16 protein-coding genes are annotated in these 22089 nt (G+C 65.6%); 9 read left to right on the plus strand and 7 right to left on the minus strand.

The window, feature by feature from the left end:
* Nucleotides 1–13 precede the first annotated feature (13 nt).
* A complete protein-coding gene (locus tag VSR68_RS42830) occupies nt 14–799 on the minus strand; it encodes a hypothetical protein (RefSeq protein WP_428983520.1) in 786 nt (261 codons plus the stop codon).
* 437 nt (nt 800–1236) lie between these two features.
* Between VSR68_RS42830 and VSR68_RS42835 the strand changes: the two genes are divergently transcribed.
* Nucleotides 1237–2172, plus strand: a complete 936-nt coding sequence (locus VSR68_RS42835; RefSeq protein ID WP_428983521.1) for a pseudouridine synthase — start codon at nt 1237–1239, stop codon at nt 2170–2172.
* Between the two features lie 102 nt (nt 2173–2274).
* On the opposite strand, the gene def is transcribed toward VSR68_RS42835, so the two are convergent.
* Nucleotides 2275–2808, minus strand: coding sequence for a peptide deformylase (gene def, locus VSR68_RS16940; RefSeq protein WP_342940951.1), 534 nt, complete (start codon nt 2806–2808; stop codon nt 2275–2277).
* The gene (gene ligA / locus VSR68_RS16945) at nt 2805–4856 is read right to left on the minus strand and encodes an NAD-dependent DNA ligase LigA (protein WP_342940952.1); all 2052 of its coding nucleotides are present in this window, start codon (nt 4854–4856) and stop codon (nt 2805–2807) included. The genes def and ligA overlap by 4 nt, the downstream gene beginning before the upstream one ends.
* A gap of 208 nt (nt 4857–5064) precedes the next feature.
* Between ligA and VSR68_RS16950 the strand changes: the two genes are divergently transcribed.
* Nucleotides 5065–5907 carry a hypothetical protein gene (locus tag VSR68_RS16950; protein ID WP_342940953.1) on the plus strand — a complete coding sequence of 281 codons (843 nt, stop codon included), beginning with the start codon at nt 5065–5067 and terminating at the stop codon, nt 5905–5907.
* 203 nt (nt 5908–6110) lie between these two features.
* On the opposite strand, the gene VSR68_RS16955 is transcribed toward VSR68_RS16950, so the two are convergent.
* The 3 genes from VSR68_RS16955 to VSR68_RS16965 all read right to left on the minus strand — a co-directional run bounded on the left by VSR68_RS16955 (nt 6111) and on the right by VSR68_RS16965 (nt 12166).
* Entirely contained in the window at nt 6111–7349 is a 1239-nt protein-coding gene (locus VSR68_RS16955) for a cell division protein ZipA C-terminal FtsZ-binding domain-containing protein (protein WP_342940954.1), read from the minus strand.
* 161 nt (nt 7350–7510) lie between these two features.
* Entirely contained in the window at nt 7511–11029 is a 3519-nt protein-coding gene (gene smc, locus VSR68_RS16960) for a chromosome segregation protein SMC (protein WP_342940955.1), read from the minus strand.
* Nucleotides 11030–11200: 171 nt separating this feature from the next.
* Nucleotides 11201–12166 carry a DMT family transporter gene (locus VSR68_RS16965; RefSeq protein WP_342940956.1) on the minus strand — a complete coding sequence of 322 codons (966 nt, stop codon included), beginning with the start codon at nt 12164–12166 and terminating at the stop codon, nt 11201–11203.
* A 527-nt stretch (nt 12167–12693) separates the two neighbouring features.
* On the opposite strand from VSR68_RS16965, the gene dapC reads away from it, so the two are divergent.
* The 6 genes from dapC to VSR68_RS16995 all read left to right on the plus strand — a co-directional run bounded on the left by dapC (nt 12694) and on the right by VSR68_RS16995 (nt 19357).
* Nucleotides 12694–13911 (plus strand): succinyldiaminopimelate transaminase, encoded by a 1218-nt coding sequence (dapC, locus tag VSR68_RS16970; RefSeq protein ID WP_342940957.1) that lies wholly within the window; start codon nt 12694–12696, stop codon nt 13909–13911.
* A 114-nt stretch (nt 13912–14025) separates the two neighbouring features.
* The gene (gene dapD / locus VSR68_RS16975; RefSeq protein WP_342936658.1) at nt 14026–14853 is read left to right on the plus strand and encodes a 2,3,4,5-tetrahydropyridine-2,6-dicarboxylate N-succinyltransferase; all 828 of its coding nucleotides are present in this window, start codon (nt 14026–14028) and stop codon (nt 14851–14853) included.
* Nucleotides 14853–15224 (plus strand): ArsC family reductase, encoded by a 372-nt coding sequence (locus tag VSR68_RS16980; RefSeq protein ID WP_342940958.1) that lies wholly within the window; start codon nt 14853–14855, stop codon nt 15222–15224. Before dapD ends, VSR68_RS16980 begins: the two co-directional genes overlap by 1 nt.
* A 198-nt stretch (nt 15225–15422) precedes the next feature.
* A complete protein-coding gene (gene dapE, locus VSR68_RS16985) occupies nt 15423–16562 on the plus strand; it encodes a succinyl-diaminopimelate desuccinylase (protein ID WP_342940959.1) in 1140 nt (379 codons plus the stop codon).
* 15 nt (nt 16563–16577) lie between these two features.
* Complete coding sequence (gene prmB, locus VSR68_RS16990) at nt 16578–17462, plus strand: 50S ribosomal protein L3 N(5)-glutamine methyltransferase (protein WP_342940960.1); 885 nt, start codon at nt 16578–16580, stop codon at nt 17460–17462.
* A gap of 341 nt (nt 17463–17803) precedes the next feature.
* Nucleotides 17804–19357, plus strand: coding sequence for a cardiolipin synthase (locus VSR68_RS16995; RefSeq protein ID WP_342940961.1), 1554 nt, complete (start codon nt 17804–17806; stop codon nt 19355–19357).
* 140 nt (nt 19358–19497) lie between these two features.
* On the opposite strand, the gene VSR68_RS17000 is transcribed toward VSR68_RS16995, so the two are convergent.
* On the minus strand, nt 19498–19989 hold the full coding sequence (locus tag VSR68_RS17000; protein WP_342940962.1) for a glutathione peroxidase: 492 nt from the start codon (nt 19987–19989) through the stop codon (nt 19498–19500).
* Between the two features lie 127 nt (nt 19990–20116).
* Between VSR68_RS17000 and VSR68_RS17005 the strand changes: the two genes are divergently transcribed.
* On the plus strand, nt 20117–22069 hold the full coding sequence (locus VSR68_RS17005) for an ATP-binding cassette domain-containing protein (RefSeq protein WP_342940963.1): 1953 nt from the start codon (nt 20117–20119) through the stop codon (nt 22067–22069).
* Nucleotides 22070–22089: the final 20 nt, after the last annotated feature.

A 22089-nucleotide genomic window follows, 5' to 3' on the forward strand; every position in this document is an offset into this window, starting at 1 on the left:
GATTTCATGCGAGTCAAACTGACAGCCAAGCATCCGCGGCCGGCTTCGTCCGAACGCGCCCCCGTCCGTCCAGGTAGCACGACTGCGCGCAAGCCGGCACGGCCGGCAGCGCCGGCGGCCAAGGCCGCTCCGTCAAAGGGGCCGCGCGGCGGCGCGGGTTCTTCCGCATCGGCGGCCGCGCGCCGCAGCGAGACGGGCTCGGCGACGCCCGAGAAGCGCTCGTTCGGCAAGACGGCAGGCGGACGGAGTGAATCCGGATCATTCGAACGCCGCTCTGCGGGCGACCGACCGGCGCGCGCACGGAGCGGCGAATCCGGGTCATCTGAGCGTCGCGCTGCGGGCGACCGGCCGGCGCGTGCGCGAAGCGGCGAATCCGGCTCGTACGAACGCCGTTCTGCGGACGATCGGCCAGGACGCGCACGAAGCGGCGAATCCGGGTCATTTGACCGCCGTTCTGCGGGCGATCGTCCGGCGCGTGCACGCGGCGGCGAATCCGGGTCATTCGAACGGCGTTCTGCGGGCGATCGGCCCGCGCGTGCACGAAGCGGCGAATCCGGTTCATTTGACCGCCGTTCTGCGGGCGACCGGCCCGCGCGCGTGCGCGGCGGCGAATCCGGCTCATTCGAACGGCGCTCTGTCGGCGACCGCCCGGCCCATGCACGAAGCGGCGAATCCGGTTCATTTGACCGCCGTTCTGCGGGCGATCGTCCGGCGCGCGCGCGGAGCGAATCCGGGTCATTTGACCGTCGCTCTGCGGGCGACCGGCCAGCACGCACACGAAGCGGCGAATCCGGGTCATTCGAACGGCACTCTGTGGACGACCGTCCGGCGCGCAAGCGAACCACATCCGCAAGCGGTGGTGTCCGCCGCAATGCAGAAGCGCCTTCCGATCGGCGCGTTTCGTCCGATCGCCCTTCGCGAGGCGCCTCGACGGGCGAACGCGCTGCGCGCTTCTCGCGCGACGATGATGCGCCCCGCGCCCGTCGCGCCCCCCGCGACAACGACGAGCGCCGCAACGCGCCGCGTACGGCCCGCGCAGCAGATGGCGCACCTTCGCGCGAACGCACGTATGCACGCCCCGCCAAAGCCGCGTATGAAGGCCGCGACGCGTCGCAAGATCGTCGCCCTCGGAGCGAAGGCGCAGCACGCCGTGCGACCGGCGACGAAACTTCGGCGCGCAGCGAACGCACCTACGCAAAACCCGTCAAGGGCGCCTACGCCGACCGCGACGATGCCGTGCCGCCCAAATCGACCCCCGCGCCACGCACGAACAAGGCAAAGGGCGACGCCCGCGCGATCGAAGACAGCTTCGACCGTCCCGCGATCTTCGACCGCCCCGCCGGGAAGCCGGCGCGCAAGTCGCGCCCTGCCGTGGAGCCGCGCCGCCGCGACGAAGGCGAATACAACGACGTCCCCGGCAATCTGCGCCTGTCGAAGCTGATGTCCGAACTCGGCCTGTGTTCGCGCCGCGAAGCCGACGAGTGGATCGAAAAAGGCTGGGTGACGGTCGATGGCGTCGTCATCGATACGCTCGGCACGAAGGTCCCCCCCGACGCCGACATCCAGATCGACCCCGCCGCCCAGGCCGCGCAGCTCAAGCAGGTGACGATCCTCGTGCACAAACCCGTGGGCTATGTCTCCGGCCAGGCAGAGGAAGGCTATGAACCCGCCGTGACGCTCGTCAAGCCCGAAAATCGCTGGGACGGCGACCACACCGACATCCGCTTTTCGGCCGCGCATCTGCGTCAGCTGGCGCCGGCGGGCCGCCTCGATATCGATTCGACGGGGCTGCTGGTGCTGACCCAGGACGGGCGCGTCGCCAAACAGCTGATCGGCGGGAATTCGCAGATCGACAAGGAATATCTCGTGCGCGTCACGTACGGCGACGTCGAAACGGATGTCGAGCACCATTTCCCGCCCGAGAGTCTCGCGCAACTGCGCCACGGGCTCGAACTGGACGGCGTGCCGCTCAAACCCGCGATGGTCAGCTGGCAGAACGGAGAGCAACTGCGCTTCGTGCTGCGTGAAGGCAAGAAGCGCCAGATTCGCCGCATGTGCGAACTGGTCGGCCTGCATGTCGTGGGCCTCAAGCGCGTGCGGATGGGTCACGTGATGCTCGGCGCGCTGCCGCCCGGACAATGGCGCTATCTGGGTCCCGACGAGTCGTTCTGAGGCCCGCAGGCGTCGCATATCGTTCGTGTGAAAAGCCCGCGCATGCGGGCTTTTTCTTTTCCGGCAAGGCGCCAAAGCGACTGCTGAGGCCCTGTCATCCCCTCATTCGTCGGATTCCGGATCGAGGTCGGGAAACAGCACCTCGGTAAAACCGAACTTGGCGAAATCGGTGATCCGCATCGGATACAGCTTGCCGATCAGGTGATCGCACTCGTGCTGGACGACGCGCGCGTGAAAGCCTTCCGCGACGCGATCGATCGGTTTGCCGAACTGATCGAAGCCGTAATAGCGGATCATCGACAACCGGGTCACGGCGCCGCGCAGCCCCGGCACGGAGAGACACCCTTCCCAACCCTCCTCCGTATCCAGCGACACGGGCGTGATCGTCGGGTTGATCAGCACCGTCTCCGGCACGGACGGCGCGTCCGGATAGCGCTCGTTATGGCCGAACCCGAAAATCACCACCTGCAGATCGACGCCGATCTGCGGCGCAGCAAGCCCCGCGCCGTTCGCATCGTGCATCGTCTCGAACATGTCCCGGACGAGGTCGTGCAACTCGGGCGTGTCGAAGTGATCGACGGGCTTGGCGATGCGCAACAGACGCGGATCGCCCATCTTGAGGATTTCGTGAATCATGTTGTGTGCCCCTCCAGGAGCTTACGCATACCATCTTCGTCGAGCACGGGGATGCCAAGTTCCTCGGCTTTCGCAAGCTTGCTGCCCGCTTCCGCACCGGCCACCACGTAATCGGTCTTTTTCGACACCGAACCGGCCACCTTCGCGCCGGCCGCCTCCAGCAACTCCTTCGCTTCGTCACGGCCCATGTTCGGCAGCGTGCCCGTCAGCACGACCGTCTTGCCAGCCAGCACGCCCTGCGGCGCTTTCGGCGCGGGCGGGCCTTCCGTCCATGTCACCTTGCCGGGCGCGCGCAACTGATCGATGACCGTGCGGTTGTGGTCCTCGGCGAAGAACTGATGAATTGCTTCGGCGACGATGGGCCCGACGTCGTTGACCTCCAGCAGCTCTTCGACCGTCGCGTTCATGATGGGATCGAGCGAGCCGAAATGTTTGGCCAGGTCCTTCGCCGTCGATTCGCCGACGTGCCGGATACCAAGCGCATAAATGAAGCGCGCGAGCGTGGTGTGCTTGGCTTTCTCCAGCGAGTCGAGCAGGTTCTGCGCGGACTTTTCCGCGAAGCGGTCGAGTTCGGCGAGCGTCGCGAAACCCAGATTGAAGAGATCCGCGGGCGTACGCACGAGATTCAGTTCGACCAGCTGATCGATGATCTTTTCGCCGAGGCCATCGATGTCCAGCGCGCGGCGCTGCGCGAAATGCCACAACGCCTGCTTGCGCTGCGCCGGACAGAAGAGGCCGCCTGTGCAGCGCGCGATCGCCTCGTCCGGCAGACGTTCGATGGCCGAGCCGCATACGGGGCATTCGGTCGGCATCACGAACTCGCGCGCGTCGGCTGGTCTGCGATCGAGCATCGCGCTCACCACTTCGGGAATGACATCACCCGCTCGCCGCACGACCACCGTATCGCCGATCCGGATGTCCTTGCGGCGAATCTCGTCCTCGTTGTGCAGCGTCGCATTCGTCACCGTCGCGCCGCCGACGAACACCGGCTCGAGCCGCGCGACAGGCGTGATCGCGCCCGTGCGGCCGACCTGCACGTCGATGGCGACGAGCTTCGTGAGCGCTTCCTGTGCCGGAAACTTGTGCGCGAGCGCAAAGCGCGGCGCACGCGAAACGAAGCCGAGCACATCCTGCTGATCGCGCCGGTCGACCTTGTAGACGACACCGTCGATGTCGTACGGCAGCGTCTCCCGCTTCTCGCCGACCTTATGGAAGAAGCCGAGCAGCCCTTCGGCGCCCTGAACGACGGCCCGTTCGCTGTTCACGGGCAAGCCCATCTCGTGATACCAGTCGAGCAGTTCGCTGTGCGTCGCCGGCATCTCGACTCCGTCCAGCACGCCAATGCCATACGCGAAGAACGACAGCGGACGCTGCGCCGTGATCTTCGAATCGAGTTGCCGCAAGCTGCCCGCCGCCGCATTACGTGGATTCGCGAACTCGCGCTGGTCTGCGTCGCGCTGACGCTGGTTCAGCCGATCGAAATCGCGCTTGAACATCAGCACTTCGCCGCGCACGTCGATGAGCCTCGGCACACGCTTGCCTTTTAGCTTGAGCGGAATCGAGCGGATGGTGCGAACGTTTTCGGTGACGTCCTCGCCCGTTGCGCCGTCGCCGCGCGTGGCCGCCTGCGTGAACTTGCCGTCCTCGTAGCGCAACGAAATCGCAAGGCCGTCGAACTTCAACTCACACGCGTAATCGACGGGCGAATGATGCAGCGTGTCCGATACACGTTTGTCGAAGGCAGCGATGTCTTCATCCGAAAAGCCGTTGTTCAACGACAGCATCGGCATGTCGTGCACGACGGGCCTGAAGCCACTCGCGGCTTCGCCACCGACCCGCTGCGTCGGCGAATCCGGCGTGATCAGATCCGGATGCTCGCTTTCGATCTGCTGCAGTTCCTTGAACAGCTTGTCGTACTCCGCGTCGGGCAGATCCGGCTGGTCGAGCACGTAGTACGCGTGGTTCGCGCGTTCGAGTTCGGCACGCAGCCACAACGCCTGCTCGGCAGGTGCGCTGGTTGCAGGATCAGGGACTTTGGTTCGGGCCATGCTGTCGGCGTTTCGGCGTATGTAATGGATGTCAGATTATCTCAGGAAGCGCTTCCCGTGACATCGGCCGAATGGCCAGTTTGGTGCGCGCGCAAACCCAACATGGCCTGCCGATCCTGGCCGATCGGCCAACCGATGCGCAAGCCGTTGACAGCGTCCCTGCCGCAATGCGAACTTGTCGCGTGCCATTCATTGCGTAACCGTCCCTATGCCTGCACCTTTCGTCCGCCTCATACGCTGCCCCTTCATCGCGCTTGCCATCCTGCTGGCCACGCTCGTCGTGTGCCACGCGCGAAGCGCGATGGCGAGCGAACAGGTAGTCGACGTGCCGCTCGGTCAAGGCGCGTCGATCTCCTATCTGTTGACCCAACAGGACGGCAGCCAGCCGCAGTGGGTGCTCGTGATGTTTCCGGGCAGCGAAGGCGATCTCGAACTCTCGCAGCAGCCGGGCGGCACGATCCATATGCGCGAGAAGAACAACTTCCTGATCCGGGCGCGCAACCTGTTCGTGGATTCGCTGTTCGCGACGGCCATCGTCGATGCGCCGTCGGATCAACCGGGCGGCTACTCGGATGCGTTTCGTGCGTCGCCGCGTTCCGCGCAGGATCTCGCGCAGATCGCGGCGAACCTGCGTGCGCGCTTCCCACAGGCGAAGCTCGTGCTGGTGGGCACGAGCCGCGGCACGATCTCGTCCGCTTACGTGGGACGCGCACTGCCTGATGTATGGAGCGCCATCGTGCATATGTCGACGCTCAGCAGCCCCGCGCGCGGCCAGGCCACGCCGCTGATCGGCTTCGACTACGGTGCGATTCGTCCGCGTCAGCTGTTCGTCCAGCACGCGGACGACGGCTGCTATCTCTGTTCCTATGAAGCGCTAAAGCGCATCGCCGACAGCGGCCAATATGCGCTGATCACCGTGCACGGCGGCGACACGCGCAGCAAGCCCTGCGAAGCGATGTCGCATCACGGGTTCTATGGAACGGAAGAGGCCGTCACCGCCGCGGTCAAGGCGTGGATCAGCGGACGACCGTGGCCCGACGACGTGGGATGAACGGGCTCGGCATACGCGTCGTCGATCGGTGCCTGGCGTTTGGCGAATGCCATCGCGCTGTCGGCACGGCGCCGAATGGAAACGCGCGGTCCAAATGGAACGCGCGGCCCAAATGAAAACCGCCCGAAGCATTCCCATGCGTCAGGCGGTCTCATCGACGGCAGCATAAGCCGCCGCGTCATGCGCAAAGCCGCGTCGCGTGCCTACTGGCTGAACAGCCGCCGCGTCGCGGGCGAGCCGGCTGGAATGCCGGCCTGTTCGAGCTTCGCATACAGCGTCATCAACTGCTTCTCGATGGCGAGCAGCGCGCTTTCCGGCAGCGGCCGGCGGCCGTCGTCGACCACGCGTCCGCCGATTCGCTCGGCGAGCGACTTCGCGTAATCGCACATCAGACGGAACGGCAGGATGTCTTCGTCGGCGACGGGTACGTCGAGCACCAGCGTGATCATCTGCCCGCCCTTGTACGTGAGGTCGTCGCGCAAGAAGTTGGTGTCGCCGAACTGCAGCATGAACACGGGGCTCTGCTTCGCGTCCAGCTTGACGAAGCGCGTGCCGTCGCGCGACAGCAGCAGCCCGTCTTGCGACGCGACGGCTTGCACGTAGTTCGCAGACCACGGCGCACCGTCGGACAGCACGTTGATCGACAGCTGTGCGTCGCACTGCGCGGCAAAGCCGTCGAGTTCGCGCGCCATCGATACCGTTTCCAACATGTCCGGAAACTCGGGTGAAGCATCGAGCGCGTCGGCGAACTGCTGGACGCCTGTCACGAATTCGGAGAACTCCAGTTCGTTGAGCGGGCCGCTGCGGTTCGCGAGTTGCGCGGCTGCGCGCAGTTCCTCGTAGCGCACGCCGCTTTGCAGCAGTTCCCAGGCGCGGCCGCCTTCCGGCTTGCCTTCGATATGCACCGGCTTGCTGCCCGCGCGGCGCAGACGCTGCGCGAGCGGCAGCACCTTGTCGCCCGCGACGGGAGCGGACGGCCGGATGGGGACGATGCAGTCGATGCGCCGATCGACGATCGCCGGGGGCGCCGACGAAATCGTCGTCGCAGCGGGCATGATCGGCTCGTTGCGTTCGTCGTCGGCCTCGCGCTCGACGGCCTGCCGCTCGCGTTCGTCGTCTTCAGGGAAACCGTTCGGCGACGTGTTCTCGGCCTGGATGTCGGCGGGCGTGTCGAGCGGCGCGGCGGCGCCGAAAGTCGGCTCGACGCGCGCGGCCTCGGCATGCTCGCCCGATGTGGGCTCGCGGCGCGTCGTCGGGCGCGCCGGTTCGATGAATGGGCTCTGCTCGACGTGTTCGTCCCGAGCCGTGGGCTCCGCCGTGTCGGTGGGCATCGGCCGCGGCATCCTGCGACGCACCTTCGCGCCCTGCCACGCGTTGTAGACCACCACGCCCCCGACCACCACGGCGCCCGCGCCGATCAAACCGAGTGTCAACTCGTCCATGCACGCTCCATCTGCAATTCTTTTCGCCGCTGCGCGCCGCGCCTAGCTCGCGCGGCCTGCACGCACTGCGTGCCGCCGCTGCGGGCGCCGGCGCGCAGCGAATTCGATTCTGTGTTCAGCAACACCCGCGTGCGGCCCGAAGACCGCGCGCGAGTGGACGTTTAAACGATATTCTGGACAAATCCCGCAGCCGTTTCCATGTCGACGGCAACGATTCGCGACACGCCCTGCTCCTGCATCGTCACCCCGATCAGTTGCTGCGCCATTTCCATCGCGATCTTGTTGTGGGAAATGAACAGGAACTGTGTTTTGTCCGACATCGCGCGCACAAGGTTCGCGAAACGCTCGGTGTTCGCGTCGTCGAGCGGCGCGTCCACTTCGTCCAGCAGACAGAACGGTGCGGGATTCAGCTGGAACATCGCGAACACGAGGGCCGTCGCCGTCAGCGCCTTTTCGCCGCCCGACAGCAGGTGGATCGTCGAGTTCTTCTTGCCGGGCGGCTGCGCCATCACCTGCACGCCTGCGTCGAGAATCTCGTCGCCCGTCATGATCAGCTTCGCCTGGCCGCCGCCGAACAGGCGCGGGAACAGCTCGCCGAAATGACGGTTCACTTCGTCGAACGTGCCTTGCAGCAGCGTGCGCGTTTCCTGGTCGATCTTGCGGATCGCGTCTTCGAGTGTTTCGATCGCGTGCGTCAGGTCGGCCGACTGCGCGTCGAGGAAAGTCTTGCGTTCCGTCGCGGCCTTCAACTCATCGAGCGCGGCCATGTTGACGGGGCCGAGCGCCGCGATCGCGTTGTTGATGCGCGTCACTTCGCCTTGCAGATACGACGGCTTCATGTCCGGCGTGAGCTTGGCCTGCAATTCGGCTTCGTCGACGCCTGCCGCCGTCAGCTGCTCGATGAACTGCTCGGCGTTAAGGCGCGCCGCCTGCTCTTTCAGCTGCAATTCGGTGATGCGGTCGCGCAGCGGCTGCAACGCGCGTTCGCTGGTGAGACGCAGTTCGTCGGACTGGCGCAGCTTGGCCGTCAGATCGTCGAGTTCGAGACGCGCGGCATGCAGCGCCTCTTCCTTCACACGGCGAATTTCGAGCGCATCCTGCAAGCCCGTATGCGCCGTCTGCTCGTTGATCGTTTCGAGTTCGGCGCGCGCATCTTCGAGCGAGCCAGCGACGCGTTCGCTCTGCTCGTGCGCGACCTGAATGGTGCGCTTCAGCTCGTCGATGCGGTTCGCCATGTTGCGTGCGGCAAAGCGCGCGTCGGTGGCGGCGCGGTCGAGATCGCGCGATTCGTTGCGCGCGTTGCCCAGCTCTTCGTCGAGTGCTTCGAACGCGAGCTGGTTGTCTTCGAAGCGCGCCTGCAGTTCGGCAAGTTCGCCGTCGTGCCGCTCGAAGTTCGCTTCCGATTCGGCGCGCAGCCCGCGCTGCTCTTCGATCTGAGCGGTGATTTCCTCGAGTTCCTCGCTGATCTGCGTGCTGCGCTGCGTGTAGCGCTCGTGTGCCTGCGCGAGCTTGAGCACGTCCATCTGCAGCGCATGCACGCGCTGGGTCGCGCGCTCGGCTTGCTGGCGCACTTCCGTCAATGCATTCGATGCCTGCGTGTGCGCGGCCTCGGCGCGAATCGCCGCGGCCTTGGCTTCCTCGGCGAGCAGCGCCTGCGCGCGCACCTGGCGCGTCAGATTGTCGATTTCCTGCTGGCGCGCGAGCATGCCCGCCTGTTCCGAATCGGCCGCGTACAGTTGCACGCCGACGCGCGTCACCACGTGACCCGCCTTCACGACGAATGCGCCGCCTTCGGGCAATTGCGAGCGCATCGAGAGCGCCTGGGGCAGATCGTCGGCGACGAACGCGTTGCCGAGCCAGTCGTTGAGCACCGCGCGAATACCCGCGTCGTCGATGCGCACGAGCGACAGCAGCGGACGCAGCGACGGCGGCGCGGCCACCGGTTGACCGGCGGCGGGCGGCGCGTAGAACGCGAGCTTCGCGGGCGGCGCGTCGCTGACGAAGTGCTTCACCCAGTCGAGATTCGACACTTCCAGCGCGGCAAGACGCTCGCGCAGCAACGATTCGAGCGCGGTCTCCCAACCGGCTTCGACATGCAGCTTCTTCCACAAGCGCGGCAGCGCGCCCAGTTCGTGCTTGTCGAGCCACGGCTGGATCTTGCCTTCCGTCTGCACGTTCTCTTGCAGCTGACGCAACGCGGCCAGCCGCGCTTCCAGCTGATGGATCTGCGCGCTTTCCGCCTGCACACGCTCCTGCGCGGCGCGGCGCTCGGCGTCGAGGCGCGGCAGCGTGTCCTGCGCGTCGGCGAGACGCTCTTGCGCGTCGCGCAGAATTTCTTCGTGCTCGGCCAGCTGCATGCGCAGTTCTTCGAGCTGCGCTTCGTCCGGCGCATCGAGGCCGCCCGCTTCCGTCTTCAGACGTTCCTGGCGCTGCTGAAGCTGCTGCAACTGCTGGTCGGCGTTGCGCTGATGCGCGGCTTCGAGCTTGAGCGCCTGCTCGGTCTGCGCGATCCCGGCGCGTTCGTCGCTCAGTTGCGCCTGCGCGTCGCGCCAGCGCGCCTCGAGCGCGGGCAGCGCGTCGTGCTTCGCGGCGGCCGCCTCTTCGGCGATCACGGCCTTTTCATCGCCCACCGCGAGCTGCTCTTCGGCGTCTTCGAGATCGTCCTGGGCCTTTTGCGCCTGCGCGAGCCACTGCTCGCGCTGCGCCGTCAGCGCGGCGATCTGCGCCTGCACGCGGTTGCGCGATTCGACGATGAACTTGATCTCGGCTTCGAGGCGGCTCACTTCGGCATTCGCTTCGTACAGCGCGCCTTGCGCGCCCTGCATCGCGTCGCTGGCCGAATAGTGCGCGACGCGCAGTGTTTCGAGTTGCGCCTCGACCTCGCGCAGCTTCGCCGTGTGCGCTTCGAGGTCGATCTGCGCCTGTTCGATCGCGCGCTTCTGCTTGTCCTGCTCGGTGCCCGCCTCGTTCTTGCGCAACAGCCACAACAGGCGCTGTTTCTCTTCGCCTTCGGCTTGCAGATCCTTGAACTTCGTCGCAACGACCGCTTGCCCTTCGAGCTTTTCCAGATTCGCCGTCAATTCGCGGACGATATCTTCGACGCGCGTCAGATTTTCGCGCGTGTCGTGCAGACGGTTCTCGGTTTCGCGGCGGCGTTCCTTGTACTTCGAGACGCCCGCGGCTTCTTCGAGGAACACGCGCAATTCTTCGGGCTTGGCCTCGATGATCCGCGCGATCATGCCCTGTCCGATGATCGCGTATGCGCGCGGCCCGAGACCCGTGCCGAGGAAGATGTCCTGGATGTCGCGGCGGCGCGCCGGGAGATTGTTGATGTAGTAGCTCGATGTGCCGTCGCGCGTCAGCACGCGCTTGACGGCGATCTCGGCATACTGGCCCCACTGGCCGGCGGCACGGCCGTCGGCGTTGTCGAACACGAGTTCGACGCTGGCGCGGCTGCCCGGCTTGCGCGCCGTCGAGCCGTTGAAGATCACGTCCTGCATCGACTCGCCGCGCAGCTCGGAGGCGCGCGATTCGCCGAGCACCCAGCGCACGGCGTCGATGATGTTGGACTTGCCGCAACCGTTGGGACCGACCACGCCGACAAGCTGGCCCGGAACCTGGAAATGCGTGGGATCGACGAATGACTTGAAGCCAGCGAGTTTAATCGAGGTCAGACGCACGGCGATATCGCTGTTTGAAAGTAATGATGGAAACGGAACCCGCGGTTCGTGCGTGTTCGTATGTGGACCGCTCCAGGTGCAAGCCCGCGAGCGGCACAACGGAGCGCGAGCCCGCTGCGATTCCGGCGCCGCGGCGCGCCCTACGCTGCACCGCCGGCCAATGAGGGGCAATCATACCATCGCGCGCGGGCGATTCTTACCGTTGTCATCCGCGTTTCCGTCGTTGCCGGCGCTCGCGTCTTCATTGGGCTTCGCCCGATGCACCCAGCTCGACAGCGCCGAGGCCAGCACGATGCACGCGCCGCCCGCCCACTCGCGCGGACCGGGCACTTCGCCGGCGAAGAGCCAGGCCGTCAGCGCCGTCACGACGATCTCGAACAGCATGATGATCGACGCGCGGTTCGCGGGCACGCGCGCGAGCCCGTATTGCACGAGCATGTTGTTGGTCGCGAGCACGAAGCCGATCGCCAGCACGAGCAGCGCCGCCGTGCCCAGATGAGCGCCTGCCGGCGGCGTCGGCATCGCTTCGAAGAGCGACGCGCATCCGCCGAAGATCGCCGCGCCGCCGAAGATGATCGCCGTGCGCATTTCGGCCTTCATGTCAGGCAGCTCGCGGCTCGTCTTCAGGATCAGCACGTTGCTCATCGCGAAGCTCATCCCGGCCGCGAGCCCCGCCCATTCGGCGAGACTGCCCGGCACGGGAAGCCCGAGCTGCGGCGACCACAGCATCATCATCGCGCCCGCCAGCGACAGCGCGGCGAGCCCCGCGCCCGCCCACGTCAGCCGCTCGTGCAGGATGAAATGCGCAAAGAGCGCGGTCCATGCGGGCGTCAGATAGAACAGCAGCAGCACGCGCATCACCTGGCCGTGGATCGCACCCCACACGAAACCAAGATTGGTGATGCCCGCGAACAGCGCGAGCGCGGGCAACAGCCAGTGCCAGCGGACGGTCTTGATCGCGTTGCGCCGGACCAGCAGCACGAACAGGCAGCCGGCGCCGCTTGTCAGCGCGCTCGCCGCCGTACCCGTCACGCCGAGCGCGTTGAGCATCCGCAGCGGATACCACACCATGCCCCACACCGACGCGCCCATCATGATCGCGAGCGTCGGCCACGTGTTGCGAAGCGAGAGGTTCATCGCGGGCCGCTCCCCGCGAGGTCCATCATGTCCGGCTTGTGCTGCATGCCCTGTCTGCCTTGTCTGCTTTGTTCGTCTCGGGCGACGGCGGCGCGTGATCGCCGCCGTCCGTTGCCGTTGAATCCCGTTGAATCCGCTTGAATCCTTTGCCGCCGCGTCGGGATACTGCCCGCGTGGCGTCTCCGCGTTTTTTTCGCTGCGTTTTTCGCTGCGTTCGCTGCCTCGCGCACGTCGCCTGCATCGCGCTTGTCGCGCCGTGCGTAGCGCGCCGCGAGGCCTTGTCCGATCGGATAATGCGCCGTTCCGCTGCCCGCCGACACGCTATAATCGATCGCTCGTCGCCGGTGCTGCGCCGATGCCTGTCCGCCCGATGCCCTGCTGCCGCTGCCATGTCCGATCGGGCGCGCTTCGCAGCCGCTTCCGGGCCTGCCGGATCATGTGCCTGGCAAGCATCGCAGCCGCCGCGCGCCGCCTTCACCTGTGTCAGTCCGTCCCGCAACACGCCGAACACACGCCCGAACCGCCAAGTGAATCCGCTACTCGACTCCCTCCAGCCCTATCCCTTCGAAAAGCTGCGCGCGCTCTTCAAGGATGTCACGCCGCCCGCCGGCCTCGCGCACATCAGCTTCGGGATCGGCGAGCCGAAACACCCGACGCCGGACCTGATCCGCGACGCCGTGATCGATTCGCTCGGCGGTCTCGCGTCATATCCCGCCACCGTCGGCACGCCGGCGCTGCGCGAAGCGATCGCGAAGTGGGTCACGAAGCGCTACAACCTGCCGCCCGTCGATGCCGCCACTCAGGTGCTGCCCGTGTCCGGCTCGCGCGAGGCGTTGTTCGCGCTTGCGCAGACGGTAATAGACCCGAAGAAGAACGCGCAGGGCGAGCCTGCGATCGTACTCTGTCCGAACCCGTTCTACCAAATCTATGAAGGCGCGGCGCTGCTCGCTGGCGCGCAGCCGTATTTCGCCAACAGCGACCCGAAGCGCAATTTCGCGTGCGATTACACGGCCGTTCCCGAAGATGTCTGGGCGCGCACGCAGCTGCTCTACGTCTGCTCGCCGGGCAACCCGACGGGCGCCGTGCTCACGCTCGACGACTGGCGCGAGCTGTTCGATCTGTCGGATCGCCACGGCTTCGTGATCGCATCCGATGAATGCTATTCGGAGATCTACTTCGACGAAGCGCGCCCGCCCCTCGGCGCACTGGAAGCGGCGCACCGGTTGGGCCGCGGCTTCGAGCGTGTCGTGATGCTGTCGAGCCTGTCGAAGCGATCGAGCGTGCCGGGCATGCGCTCGGGCTTCGTCGCGGGCGACGCGTCGATCCTCAAGCAATTCCTGCTGTACCGCACGTATCACGGCGCGGCGCTGTCGACGGTCTATCAGGCCGCGAGCATCGCCGCGTGGAGCGACGAGACGCATGTGCGCGAGAACCGCGCGAAGTACGTGCAGAAATTTTCGACCGTCACGCCGATGCTCGCCGACGTGCTCGACGTCAAGCTGCCCGACGCCGCGTTCTACCTGTGGGCGAACGTCTCGCGCACGGGCCTGTCGGATGCCGAGTTCGCCCGCCGCCTGTACGCCGACTATAATGTGACGGTTCTGCCCGGCTCGTATCTCGCGCGCACCGCGCACGACACGAACCCCGGCCGCGATTTCGTCCGCCTTGCGCTCGTCGCCGGCGTCGATGAATGCACGGAGGGCGCACAGCGCATCGTCGATTTCTGCCGTTCCCTCAAAGGCTAGCTTCCGGGCTGGTTTCGGCGGCGATTGCGGCAGTCCACGCGCCGCATGGATGCGCCGCCGCAGCGCCTTCACCCGCTTTCCGATTTCAAACCTCTCTCTTCTGACACCACGAACATGTCGCAACAACTTCAGCAGATCATCGATACCGCCTGGGACAACCGCGCTGACCTGTCGCCGAAGGCCGCGCCCGCCGAAGTGCGCGAAGCCGTCGCGCACGCGATCGAGCAACTGGACAAGGGCGCGCTGCGCGTCGCCGAAAAGAAGGACGGCGACTGGGTCGTCAATCAGTGGCTGAAGAAGGCCGTGCTGCTGTCGTTCCGCCTCGAGGACAACGCACCGATGCCGGCGGGCGGTTACTCGCAGTTCTACGACAAGGTGCCGTCGAAGTTCGCGAACTACACGGCCGAAGACTTCGCCGCGGGTGGCTTTCGCGTCGTGCCGCCCGCCATCGCGCGCCGCGGCTCGTTCATCGCGAAGAACGTCGTGCTGATGCCGTCGTACACGAACATCGGCGCCTACGTCGACGAAGGCACGATGGTCGACACGTGGGCCACCGTCGGCTCGTGCGCGCAGATCGGCAAGAACGTGCACCTGTCGGGCGGCGTGGGCATCGGCGGCGTGCTGGAACCGCTGCAGGCGAACCCCGTCATCATCGAAGACAACTGCTTCATCGGCGCGCGCTCGGAAGTCGTCGAAGGCGTGATCGTCGAGGAGAACTCGGTGATCTCGATGGGCGTGTACCTCGGCCAGAGCACGAAGATCTACGACCGCGAAACGGGCGAAGTGTCGTACGGCCGCATTCCGGCGGGCTCGGTCGTGGTCGCGGGCAACCTGCCGTCGAAGGATGGCACGCACAGCCTCTACTGCGCGGTGATCGTCAAGAAGGTGGACGCGAAGACGCGCGCGAAGGTCGGCCTGAACGAACTGCTGCGAGGCGACTGATGGCGCGCGCCGCGGCGAAGACGACCGTCGTCTATGGCATTCCGAACTGCGACACCGTGAAGAAGGCCCGCGTGTGGCTCGAAGAGCATGGCGTCGAGTTCGAGTTTCACGACTTCAAGAAGGCAGGCGTGAATGCGCCGCTCGTGAAGGGCTGGCTGAAAGACGTGTCGCTCGATGCGCTCCTGAACCGGCGCGGCACGACGTGGCGCGGCCTCGACGACGACGTGAAGGCCTCCGCCGACAGCGAAGCCGGCGCGATCGCGCTGATGATCGAGAAGCCCTCCGTCATCAAGCGGCCTGTCGTGGTGGTCGACGGACGCGTGAAGACGCTCGGCTTTTCGGCCGATCAGTACGCGTCGCTGTTCGACTGAGCGTCCGCGTTTTTCGCGCCGCGCTGCCACGCATTGCATTGCGTCGCGGCGCAAGAGCGTGCTGAACGCGGAAACGCACCGAGCGCAACGATTTGCATGCTGTTGCCGGCCCACAGGCCGGCATTTTTTCACCCGAGTTTCAAGCGTGGATACGGTCCGCGCATCTCATCTGCCAGCTGGTTGGAAGGAACTGAATCGATGTCCGGCACTCTTGCCCTTACCGAAGCCCTGATCGCGCGCGCGTCCGTCACGCCCGACGACCAGAACTGCCAGCGTCTCCTGGTCGAGCGCCTGTCCGCGATCGGCTTCGCATGCGAAACGATCGAATCGAACGGCGTCACCAATCTGTGGGCCGTGAAGCGCGGCACGATGGGCACGGACGGCAAGCTGCTCGCGTTCGCCGGCCATACCGACGTCGTGCCGACGGGCCCGCTCGATCAGTGGTCGTCGGCGCCGTTCGAGCCGAGCCATCGTGACGGCAAGCTGTATGGCCGTGGCGCCGCCGACATGAAGGCGTCGATCGCCGGCTTCGTGGTGGCGAGCGAAGAGTTCGTCGCCGCGCATCCGCAGCATCGCGGCTCGCTGGCGTTCCTCATCACGAGCGACGAAGAAGGTCCCGCGACGGACGGCACCGTGAAAGTGGTCGAAGCGTTGCAGGCGCGCGGCGAGCGGCTCGACTATTGCGTCGTCGGGGAGCCGACGTCGGGCACCCAGTTCGGCGACACGGTGAAGAACGGCCGGCGCGGCTCGATGACGGGCAAGCTGATCGTCAAGGGCGTTCAGGGGCATATCGCGTATCCGCATCTGGCGAAGAACCCCGTCCATCTGCTCGCGCCCGCGCTCGCGGATCTCGTCGCCGAACGCTGGGACGACGGCAACGAGTACTTCCCGCCCACCACCTGGCAGGTCTCGAACCTGCACAGCGGCACGGGCGCGACCAACGTGATTCCCGGCCACGCGGACGTGATGTTCAACTTCCGCTTCTCGACGGCGAGCACGGTCGAAGGGCTGCAAAAACGCGTGCGCGACATTCTCGACAGGCACGGCCTCGACTACGATCTGACGTGGACCGTGAGCGGCCTGCCCTTCCTCACGCCGCGCGGCGAGCTGTCGAATTCGCTCGAAAAGGCGATCCGCGACGAGACGGGCATCGCGACAGAACTGTCGACCACGGGCGGCACGTCCGATGGCCGCTTCATCGCGCGCATCTGCAAGCAGGTCGTCGAATTCGGACCGTTGAATGCGAGCATCCACAAGATCGACGAACATATCGAAGTCGCACACATCGAGCCGCTCAAGAATATCTATCGCCGCGTGCTCGAACAACTGATCGCCTGACGGAGGGCCTCCATCATGACTCATCCGTTTTCCACGGTTCGCGATGTGCTGCGCTACGCGGTGTCGCGCTTCATCCAGGCCGGGCTGTCGTTCGGCCACGGCTCGTCGAACGCTTACGACGAAGCCGCCTATCTGGTGTTGCACACGCTGCATCTGCCCATCGATCTGCTCGATCCGTTTCTCGACGCGCGCCTCACGTCCGAGGAAATCGATGCGGTGCTGAAGGTGATCGAGCGGCGCGCGACCGATCGCGTGCCCGCCGCCTATATCACGCAGGAAGCGTGGATGCACGGCTACCGGTTTCATGTCGACGAGCGCGTGATCGTGCCGCGCTCGTTCATCGGCGAACTGCTGCAGGACGGTCTGCAGCCGTATGTCGAGGACCCCGAACAGGTCGCCGCCGTGCTCGAACTGTGCACGGGCTCCGGATGCCTCGCGATTCTCGCGGCGCATGCGTTCCCGAATGCCGACGTCGATGCCGTCGATCTGTCGCCCACCGCGCTCGAAGTGGCGGCGCGCAATGTCCACGACTATCACCTCGACGATCGCATCGCGCTCTTCGAAGGCGATCTGTACGCGCCGCTGCCCGAGCGCCGCTACGACGTGATCATCACGAATCCGCCCTACGTGAACGCAGAAGCGATGAAGACGCTGCCTGCGGAATACCGGCACGAGCCGGAAATGGCGTTGGCGGGCGGCGTCGACGGCATGGACATCGTGCGCCGCATCATCGCCGATGCGCGCAACTGGCTGACCGACGAAGGCGTGCTCGTCGTCGAGATCGGCAACGAGCGCGCGCACGTCGAAGCAGCGTTCGGAGGCCTCGACCTGGTGTGGATGTCCACGAGCGCCGGCGACGACAACGTCTTTCTGATCCAGGCGAACGATCTCCCCGCCTGATCCTTCGCAAGCGCCTGGGCCTTGCCGCAGGCGCCTTCTCGTCGCATCGCACAACGCACGCCGTCAAGCCCGACGCCGTGCGTTGTGTGCTTTTCGGGTGCTCCATGCTGTGCGCTTCGGCTCGTTGTGTCTTCATCGGATCATGCAAAAAAGCCCGCCGCCGATCGCCGACGAGCGGACCGCGATGCGACCGCTTTCGGTAATATGAGCGCGACCGCGCTGACGCAACCCTATGCGACCTCGGGCAACCCGAGCAACACCAGGCAACCTCGGGCAACATGAGGTAGCACTCACGACGAAAGTCATCCACGCGCAGCACGACGATTATCGTTCGCACGCTTATGCAATTCGATCTGCTTCACGTCGGCACGCTCGTGTTTCTCGCTCATATGCTGGGCGTGATCGCCGCGTGCCATGCCATTCTGCACACCCGCACGTCGCAGGGCGCGATTGCGTGGGCGGTGTCGCTCGTCGCGATGCCGTATCTGACGCTGGTCCCGTATCTCTTTCTCGGGCGTAGCAAGTTCGCCGGCTATGCGGATGCGCGCCGCATCGAAAACGAAATGCTGCGCACGCGCGCGCATCCGCCGGAATGGGATAGCACGGCGTCGTCGCCGGGCCGGCCGACGGAGGCGCTCGGACAACAGTTCGTGCGCTCGCTCACGCGTCTGGGCGGCATGCCCTTTCTACCCGGCAACAGCGTGCGCACGCTCGTGAACGGCGAGGCGACCTTCGCCGCGATTCTCGAAGCGATCGAAAACGCGCAGCGTTATGTGATCGTGCAGTTCTTTATCGTGCGCGCCGATGCGCTCGGCGAGATGCTCAAGGACCTGCTGATCGCGAAGGCCGCGCAAGGCGTGCGTGTGTACGTGCTGTACGACAGCATCGGCAGCTTCGATCTGCCGCATCGCTACGTCGCGTCGATGCTGGCGGGCGGCGTGCAGATGCATCCGTTCGCGACGAACCGCAGGTTCGTCAACCGCTTTCAGCTCAACTTTCGCAATCACCGCAAGATCGTGGTGGTGGACGGCGAGCGCGCGTTCGTCGGCGGACACAACGTAGGCGTCGAGTATCTGGGCGGCAAGCCGCCGCTCTCGCCGTGGCGCGACACGCATATCGAAGTGCGCGGCCCTGCCGTCGCGAGCATCCAGTTCGTATTCACGGAAGACTGGTACTGGGCCACGCAGCGATTGCCGGAATTCGACCTGATGCCCGTTTCGTCGTCCGCGCCTTCCGGTTTGCCGGCTGTCTCGCCGTCTGCTTTATCGCCTGCTTTACCGCCCACTTCACCGCCTGCTTTACCGCCCTCTTCACTGCCCGCTACGCCATCTGTCGCATCGGGCGACGGCATGCACTGTCTCGTCATCCCGACCGGCCCCGCCGACAAGCAGGAAACCTGTTCGCTCTTCTTCGTCGAAGCGATCAACGCGGCACGCGAGCGCATCTGGATCACGACGCCGTACCTCGTTCCCGACGAGGCCGTGTTCGCTGCGTTGCGGCTGGCGGCGCTGCGGGGCGTCGACGTGCGCATCATGATCCCGAGCCGGCGCGATCACCGGGTCGTGTTCGAGGCGTCGAAGCTGTACGCGTACGACTCGATCCGCGCGGGCGTGCGCATCTTCCGCTACCGGCCGGGCTTTCTGCATCAGAAGGTGGTGCTGATCGACGATATCGCCGCCGCCGTCGGTAGCGCGAATCTCGACAACCGCTCGTTCCGACTGAACTTCGAGATCATGGTGCTGACCGTCGATGGCAAATTCGCCGCTGAGGTCGAAGCGATGCTGCTGCGCGACTTCGACGAATCGTTCGAGATCGACCGCGGCGAATATCGCAATGCGCCTGCGCTGAGACGCGTCGCGATGCACGTCGCGCGGCTCTTTGCGCCAATTCTTTAACGCGCGGCTTTTCGCGCGGATTCTTTGACGCTTGACGCCTGGCGCGTCTCGCATGGCCGCTTGACGTGGCTGTGCAGTGTGGCTGTGCAGTGTGGCCGCCCACCAGCCGCCCAGGCCACGCCGGCACCCGTGTCGCCGCGCTACAGCAGCGCCTCGATATCGTCCGCGATCGTTTCGGGCTTCGTGGTCGGCGCGTAGCGCTTCACGACCTTCCCGTTGCGGTCGATCAGAAACTTCGTGAAGTTCCACTTGATCGCTTCGAGCCCTAGCACGCCGGGCGCTTCGTCCTTCAGATGCTTGTAAAGCGGATGCGCATCCGCGCCGTTGACTTCGATCTTCTCGAACATCTGGAACGTGACGCCATAGTTCTTCTCGCAGAACGCGCCGATCTGCGCGGCGTCGCCCGGCTCCTGCTTGCCGAACTGGTTGCACGGAAAGCCCAGCACCTGCAGGCCGCGCACGCCGTACTGCTCGTGCAGCTTCTGCAAGCCCGCGTATTGCGGCGTGAACCCGCATTCGCTCGCCGTATTGACGATCAGCATGACCTTGCCGTCGTAGACGCCGAGACTGATCGGCTCGCCATCCAGCGAGCGCGCCGAAAAGGTATAGATAGAAGACTTGTCCGTTGCCATGTTTTTGCTCTCCAAGAATATCGCCAGTCTACGGACTCTCGCGCCGCGCGCCACCTGGCCGATCGGCCAATGCCTGAGCTTGCGCCGCGCAGTCTAAAATAGCGTTTTTCTTCAAGCCGGCCTCGTTGTGATCCGCTTCAACCAGTTCAGTCTCGCGCGCGGCACGAAGCCGCTTTTCGAACAGACCACCTTCACGCTCAATCCCGGCGAGAAGGCGGGCCTCGTGGGCGCAAACGGCGCGGGCAAATCGACCCTGTTCTCCGTGCTGCTCGGCGAGCTTCACGCGGACGGAGGCGATTTCGCGATGCCGCCGTCGTGGCAGATCGCGCACGTCGCGCAAGAGACGCCTGCCGTCGATAAAACCGCGCTCGACTATACGCTCGACGGCGACGCAGCGTTGCGCGCGATCGAAGCGTGCATCGCGGCGGCGTCCGCCGCGCATGACGGCGCTGCCGAAGCCGAAGCGCACGCCGCGTTCGCCGATGCCGACGGCTACACCGCGCCCGCGCGCGCCGAAACACTGCTGCTCGGCCTCGGCTTCACGCTCGACCAGACACGCGCGAGCGTGAGCAGTTTCTCGGGCGGCTGGCGCATGCGCCTGAATCTCGCACAGGCGCTGATGTGCCGCTCGGATCTGCTGCTGCTCGACGAACCGACCAACCACCTGGACCTCGATGCGATCGTCTGGCTCGAAGACTGGCTGCATCGCTATCCGGGCACGCTGATCGTGATCTCGCACGACCGCGAATTTCTCGATTCGGTCTGCAATGTTACGCTGCATCTCGAAAACCAGCAGATCAAGCGATACGGCGGCAACTACTCTCAGTTCGAAGTGCAGCGCGCACAGCAACTGGCGCTGCAGCAGAGCGCCTACGAGAAGCAGCGCAAGACCATCGAGCACCTGCAAAGCTTCGTCGACCGCTTTAAGGCGAAGGCGACCAAGGCGCGCCAGGCGCAAAGCCGGATGAAGGCGCTCGAAAAGATGGAACTGATTGCGCCCGCACACATCGCGTCGCCGTTCACGTTCGAATTCCGCGCGCCCGACTCCGCGCCGAACCCGATGATGGTGATGGAAAACGTGCGCTGCGGCTATCGCGCGGCGGACGGCGGCGAGATACCGATCGTCGAGCGAGTCGCGCTGTCGATCCAGAACGGGCAGCGCATCGGCCTGCTCGGCGCGAACGGCCAGGGCAAGTCGACGCTCATCAAGACGCTCGCGGGCACGCTCGAGCCGCTCGGCGGCCATGTGCGCGAAGGCAAGGGGTTGAAGATCGGCTACTTCGCGCAGCATCAGCTCGAAACGCTGCGTCCCGACGATACGCCGTTGCAGCACCTGTCGCGGCTCGCGCCCGATACGCGCGAGCAGGAGTTGCGCGACTTTCTCGGCAGCTTCAACTTCTCGGGCGATATGGCGACGGCGGCCATCGCGCCCTTCTCGGGCGGCGAGAAGGCGCGGCTCGCGCTGGCGCTGATCATCTGGCAGAAGCCGAACCTGCTGCTGCTCGACGAGCCGACCAACCACCTCGACCTCGAAACGCGCCACGCGCTGACGATGGCGCTCGCGCAGTTCGAAGGCACGCTGATTCTCGTCTCGCACGACCGCCACCTGCTGCGCGCGACCACGGACCAGTTCATGCTCGTCGCGAAGCACCAGCTGCAACCGTTCGACGGCGATCTCGACGACTATCGCGACTGGCTGTTGCAGCACGCCGCCGAGCAGCGCGCCGCGCTAAAAGCTGCTTCGGACGCGACGACCGCGAACGGCGGTAATGCGAATGGCGCGGACGCGTCGGTGAATCGCAAGGAGCAGCGTCGCCAGGAAGCGGAAACACGGCAGAAGCTCGCGCATCTGAAGAAGCCATTGCAGACGCGCATCGCGAAGATCGAAAAGGAAATGGACGCGCTCAACGCGGAAAAGGCGACGCTCGATGCATTCGTCGCCGATCCCGCCAGCTATGGCGCCGAGCAGAAAACCAGGCTGACGGAAACGATACGACGTCAGGCAGAGGTCAACACACGCCTCGAAACGCTCGAAGCCGAATGGCTCGAAGCGCACGAGGAACTCGAACAAATCGGCTAGCGGCCCCTTCGCGTCGCGAA

This window comes from Paraburkholderia phymatum (assembly GCF_038900715.1).
GTDB classification, from domain to species: Bacteria; Pseudomonadota; Gammaproteobacteria; order Burkholderiales; family Burkholderiaceae; genus Paraburkholderia; species Paraburkholderia phymatum_A.

Coding starts and splice junctions, on each gene's coding strand:
- VSR68_RS42830 (WP_428983520.1), bottom strand. CDS start 799: ATGACCCGGATTCGCCGCTTCGTGTGCGTGCTGGCCGGTCGCCCGCAG.
- def (WP_342940951.1), bottom strand. CDS start 2,808: ATGATTCACGAAATCCTCAAGATGGGCGATCCGCGTCTGTTGCGCATC.
- ligA (WP_342940952.1), bottom strand. CDS start 4,856: ATGGCCCGAACCAAAGTCCCTGATCCTGCAACCAGCGCACCTGCCGAG.
- VSR68_RS16950 (WP_342940953.1), top strand. CDS start 5,065: ATGCCTGCACCTTTCGTCCGCCTCATACGCTGCCCCTTCATCGCGCTT.
- VSR68_RS16955 (WP_342940954.1), bottom strand. CDS start 7,349: ATGGACGAGTTGACACTCGGTTTGATCGGCGCGGGCGCCGTGGTGGTC.
- VSR68_RS16965 (WP_342940956.1), bottom strand. CDS start 12,166: ATGAACCTCTCGCTTCGCAACACGTGGCCGACGCTCGCGATCATGATG.
- dapD (WP_342936658.1), top strand. CDS start 14,026: ATGTCGCAACAACTTCAGCAGATCATCGATACCGCCTGGGACAACCGC.
- VSR68_RS16980 (WP_342940958.1), top strand. CDS start 14,853: ATGGCGCGCGCCGCGGCGAAGACGACCGTCGTCTATGGCATTCCGAAC.
- dapE (WP_342940959.1), top strand. CDS start 15,423: ATGTCCGGCACTCTTGCCCTTACCGAAGCCCTGATCGCGCGCGCGTCC.
- prmB (WP_342940960.1), top strand. CDS start 16,578: ATGACTCATCCGTTTTCCACGGTTCGCGATGTGCTGCGCTACGCGGTG.
- VSR68_RS16995 (WP_342940961.1), top strand. CDS start 17,804: ATGCAATTCGATCTGCTTCACGTCGGCACGCTCGTGTTTCTCGCTCAT.
- VSR68_RS17000 (WP_342940962.1), bottom strand. CDS start 19,989: ATGGCAACGGACAAGTCTTCTATCTATACCTTTTCGGCGCGCTCGCTG.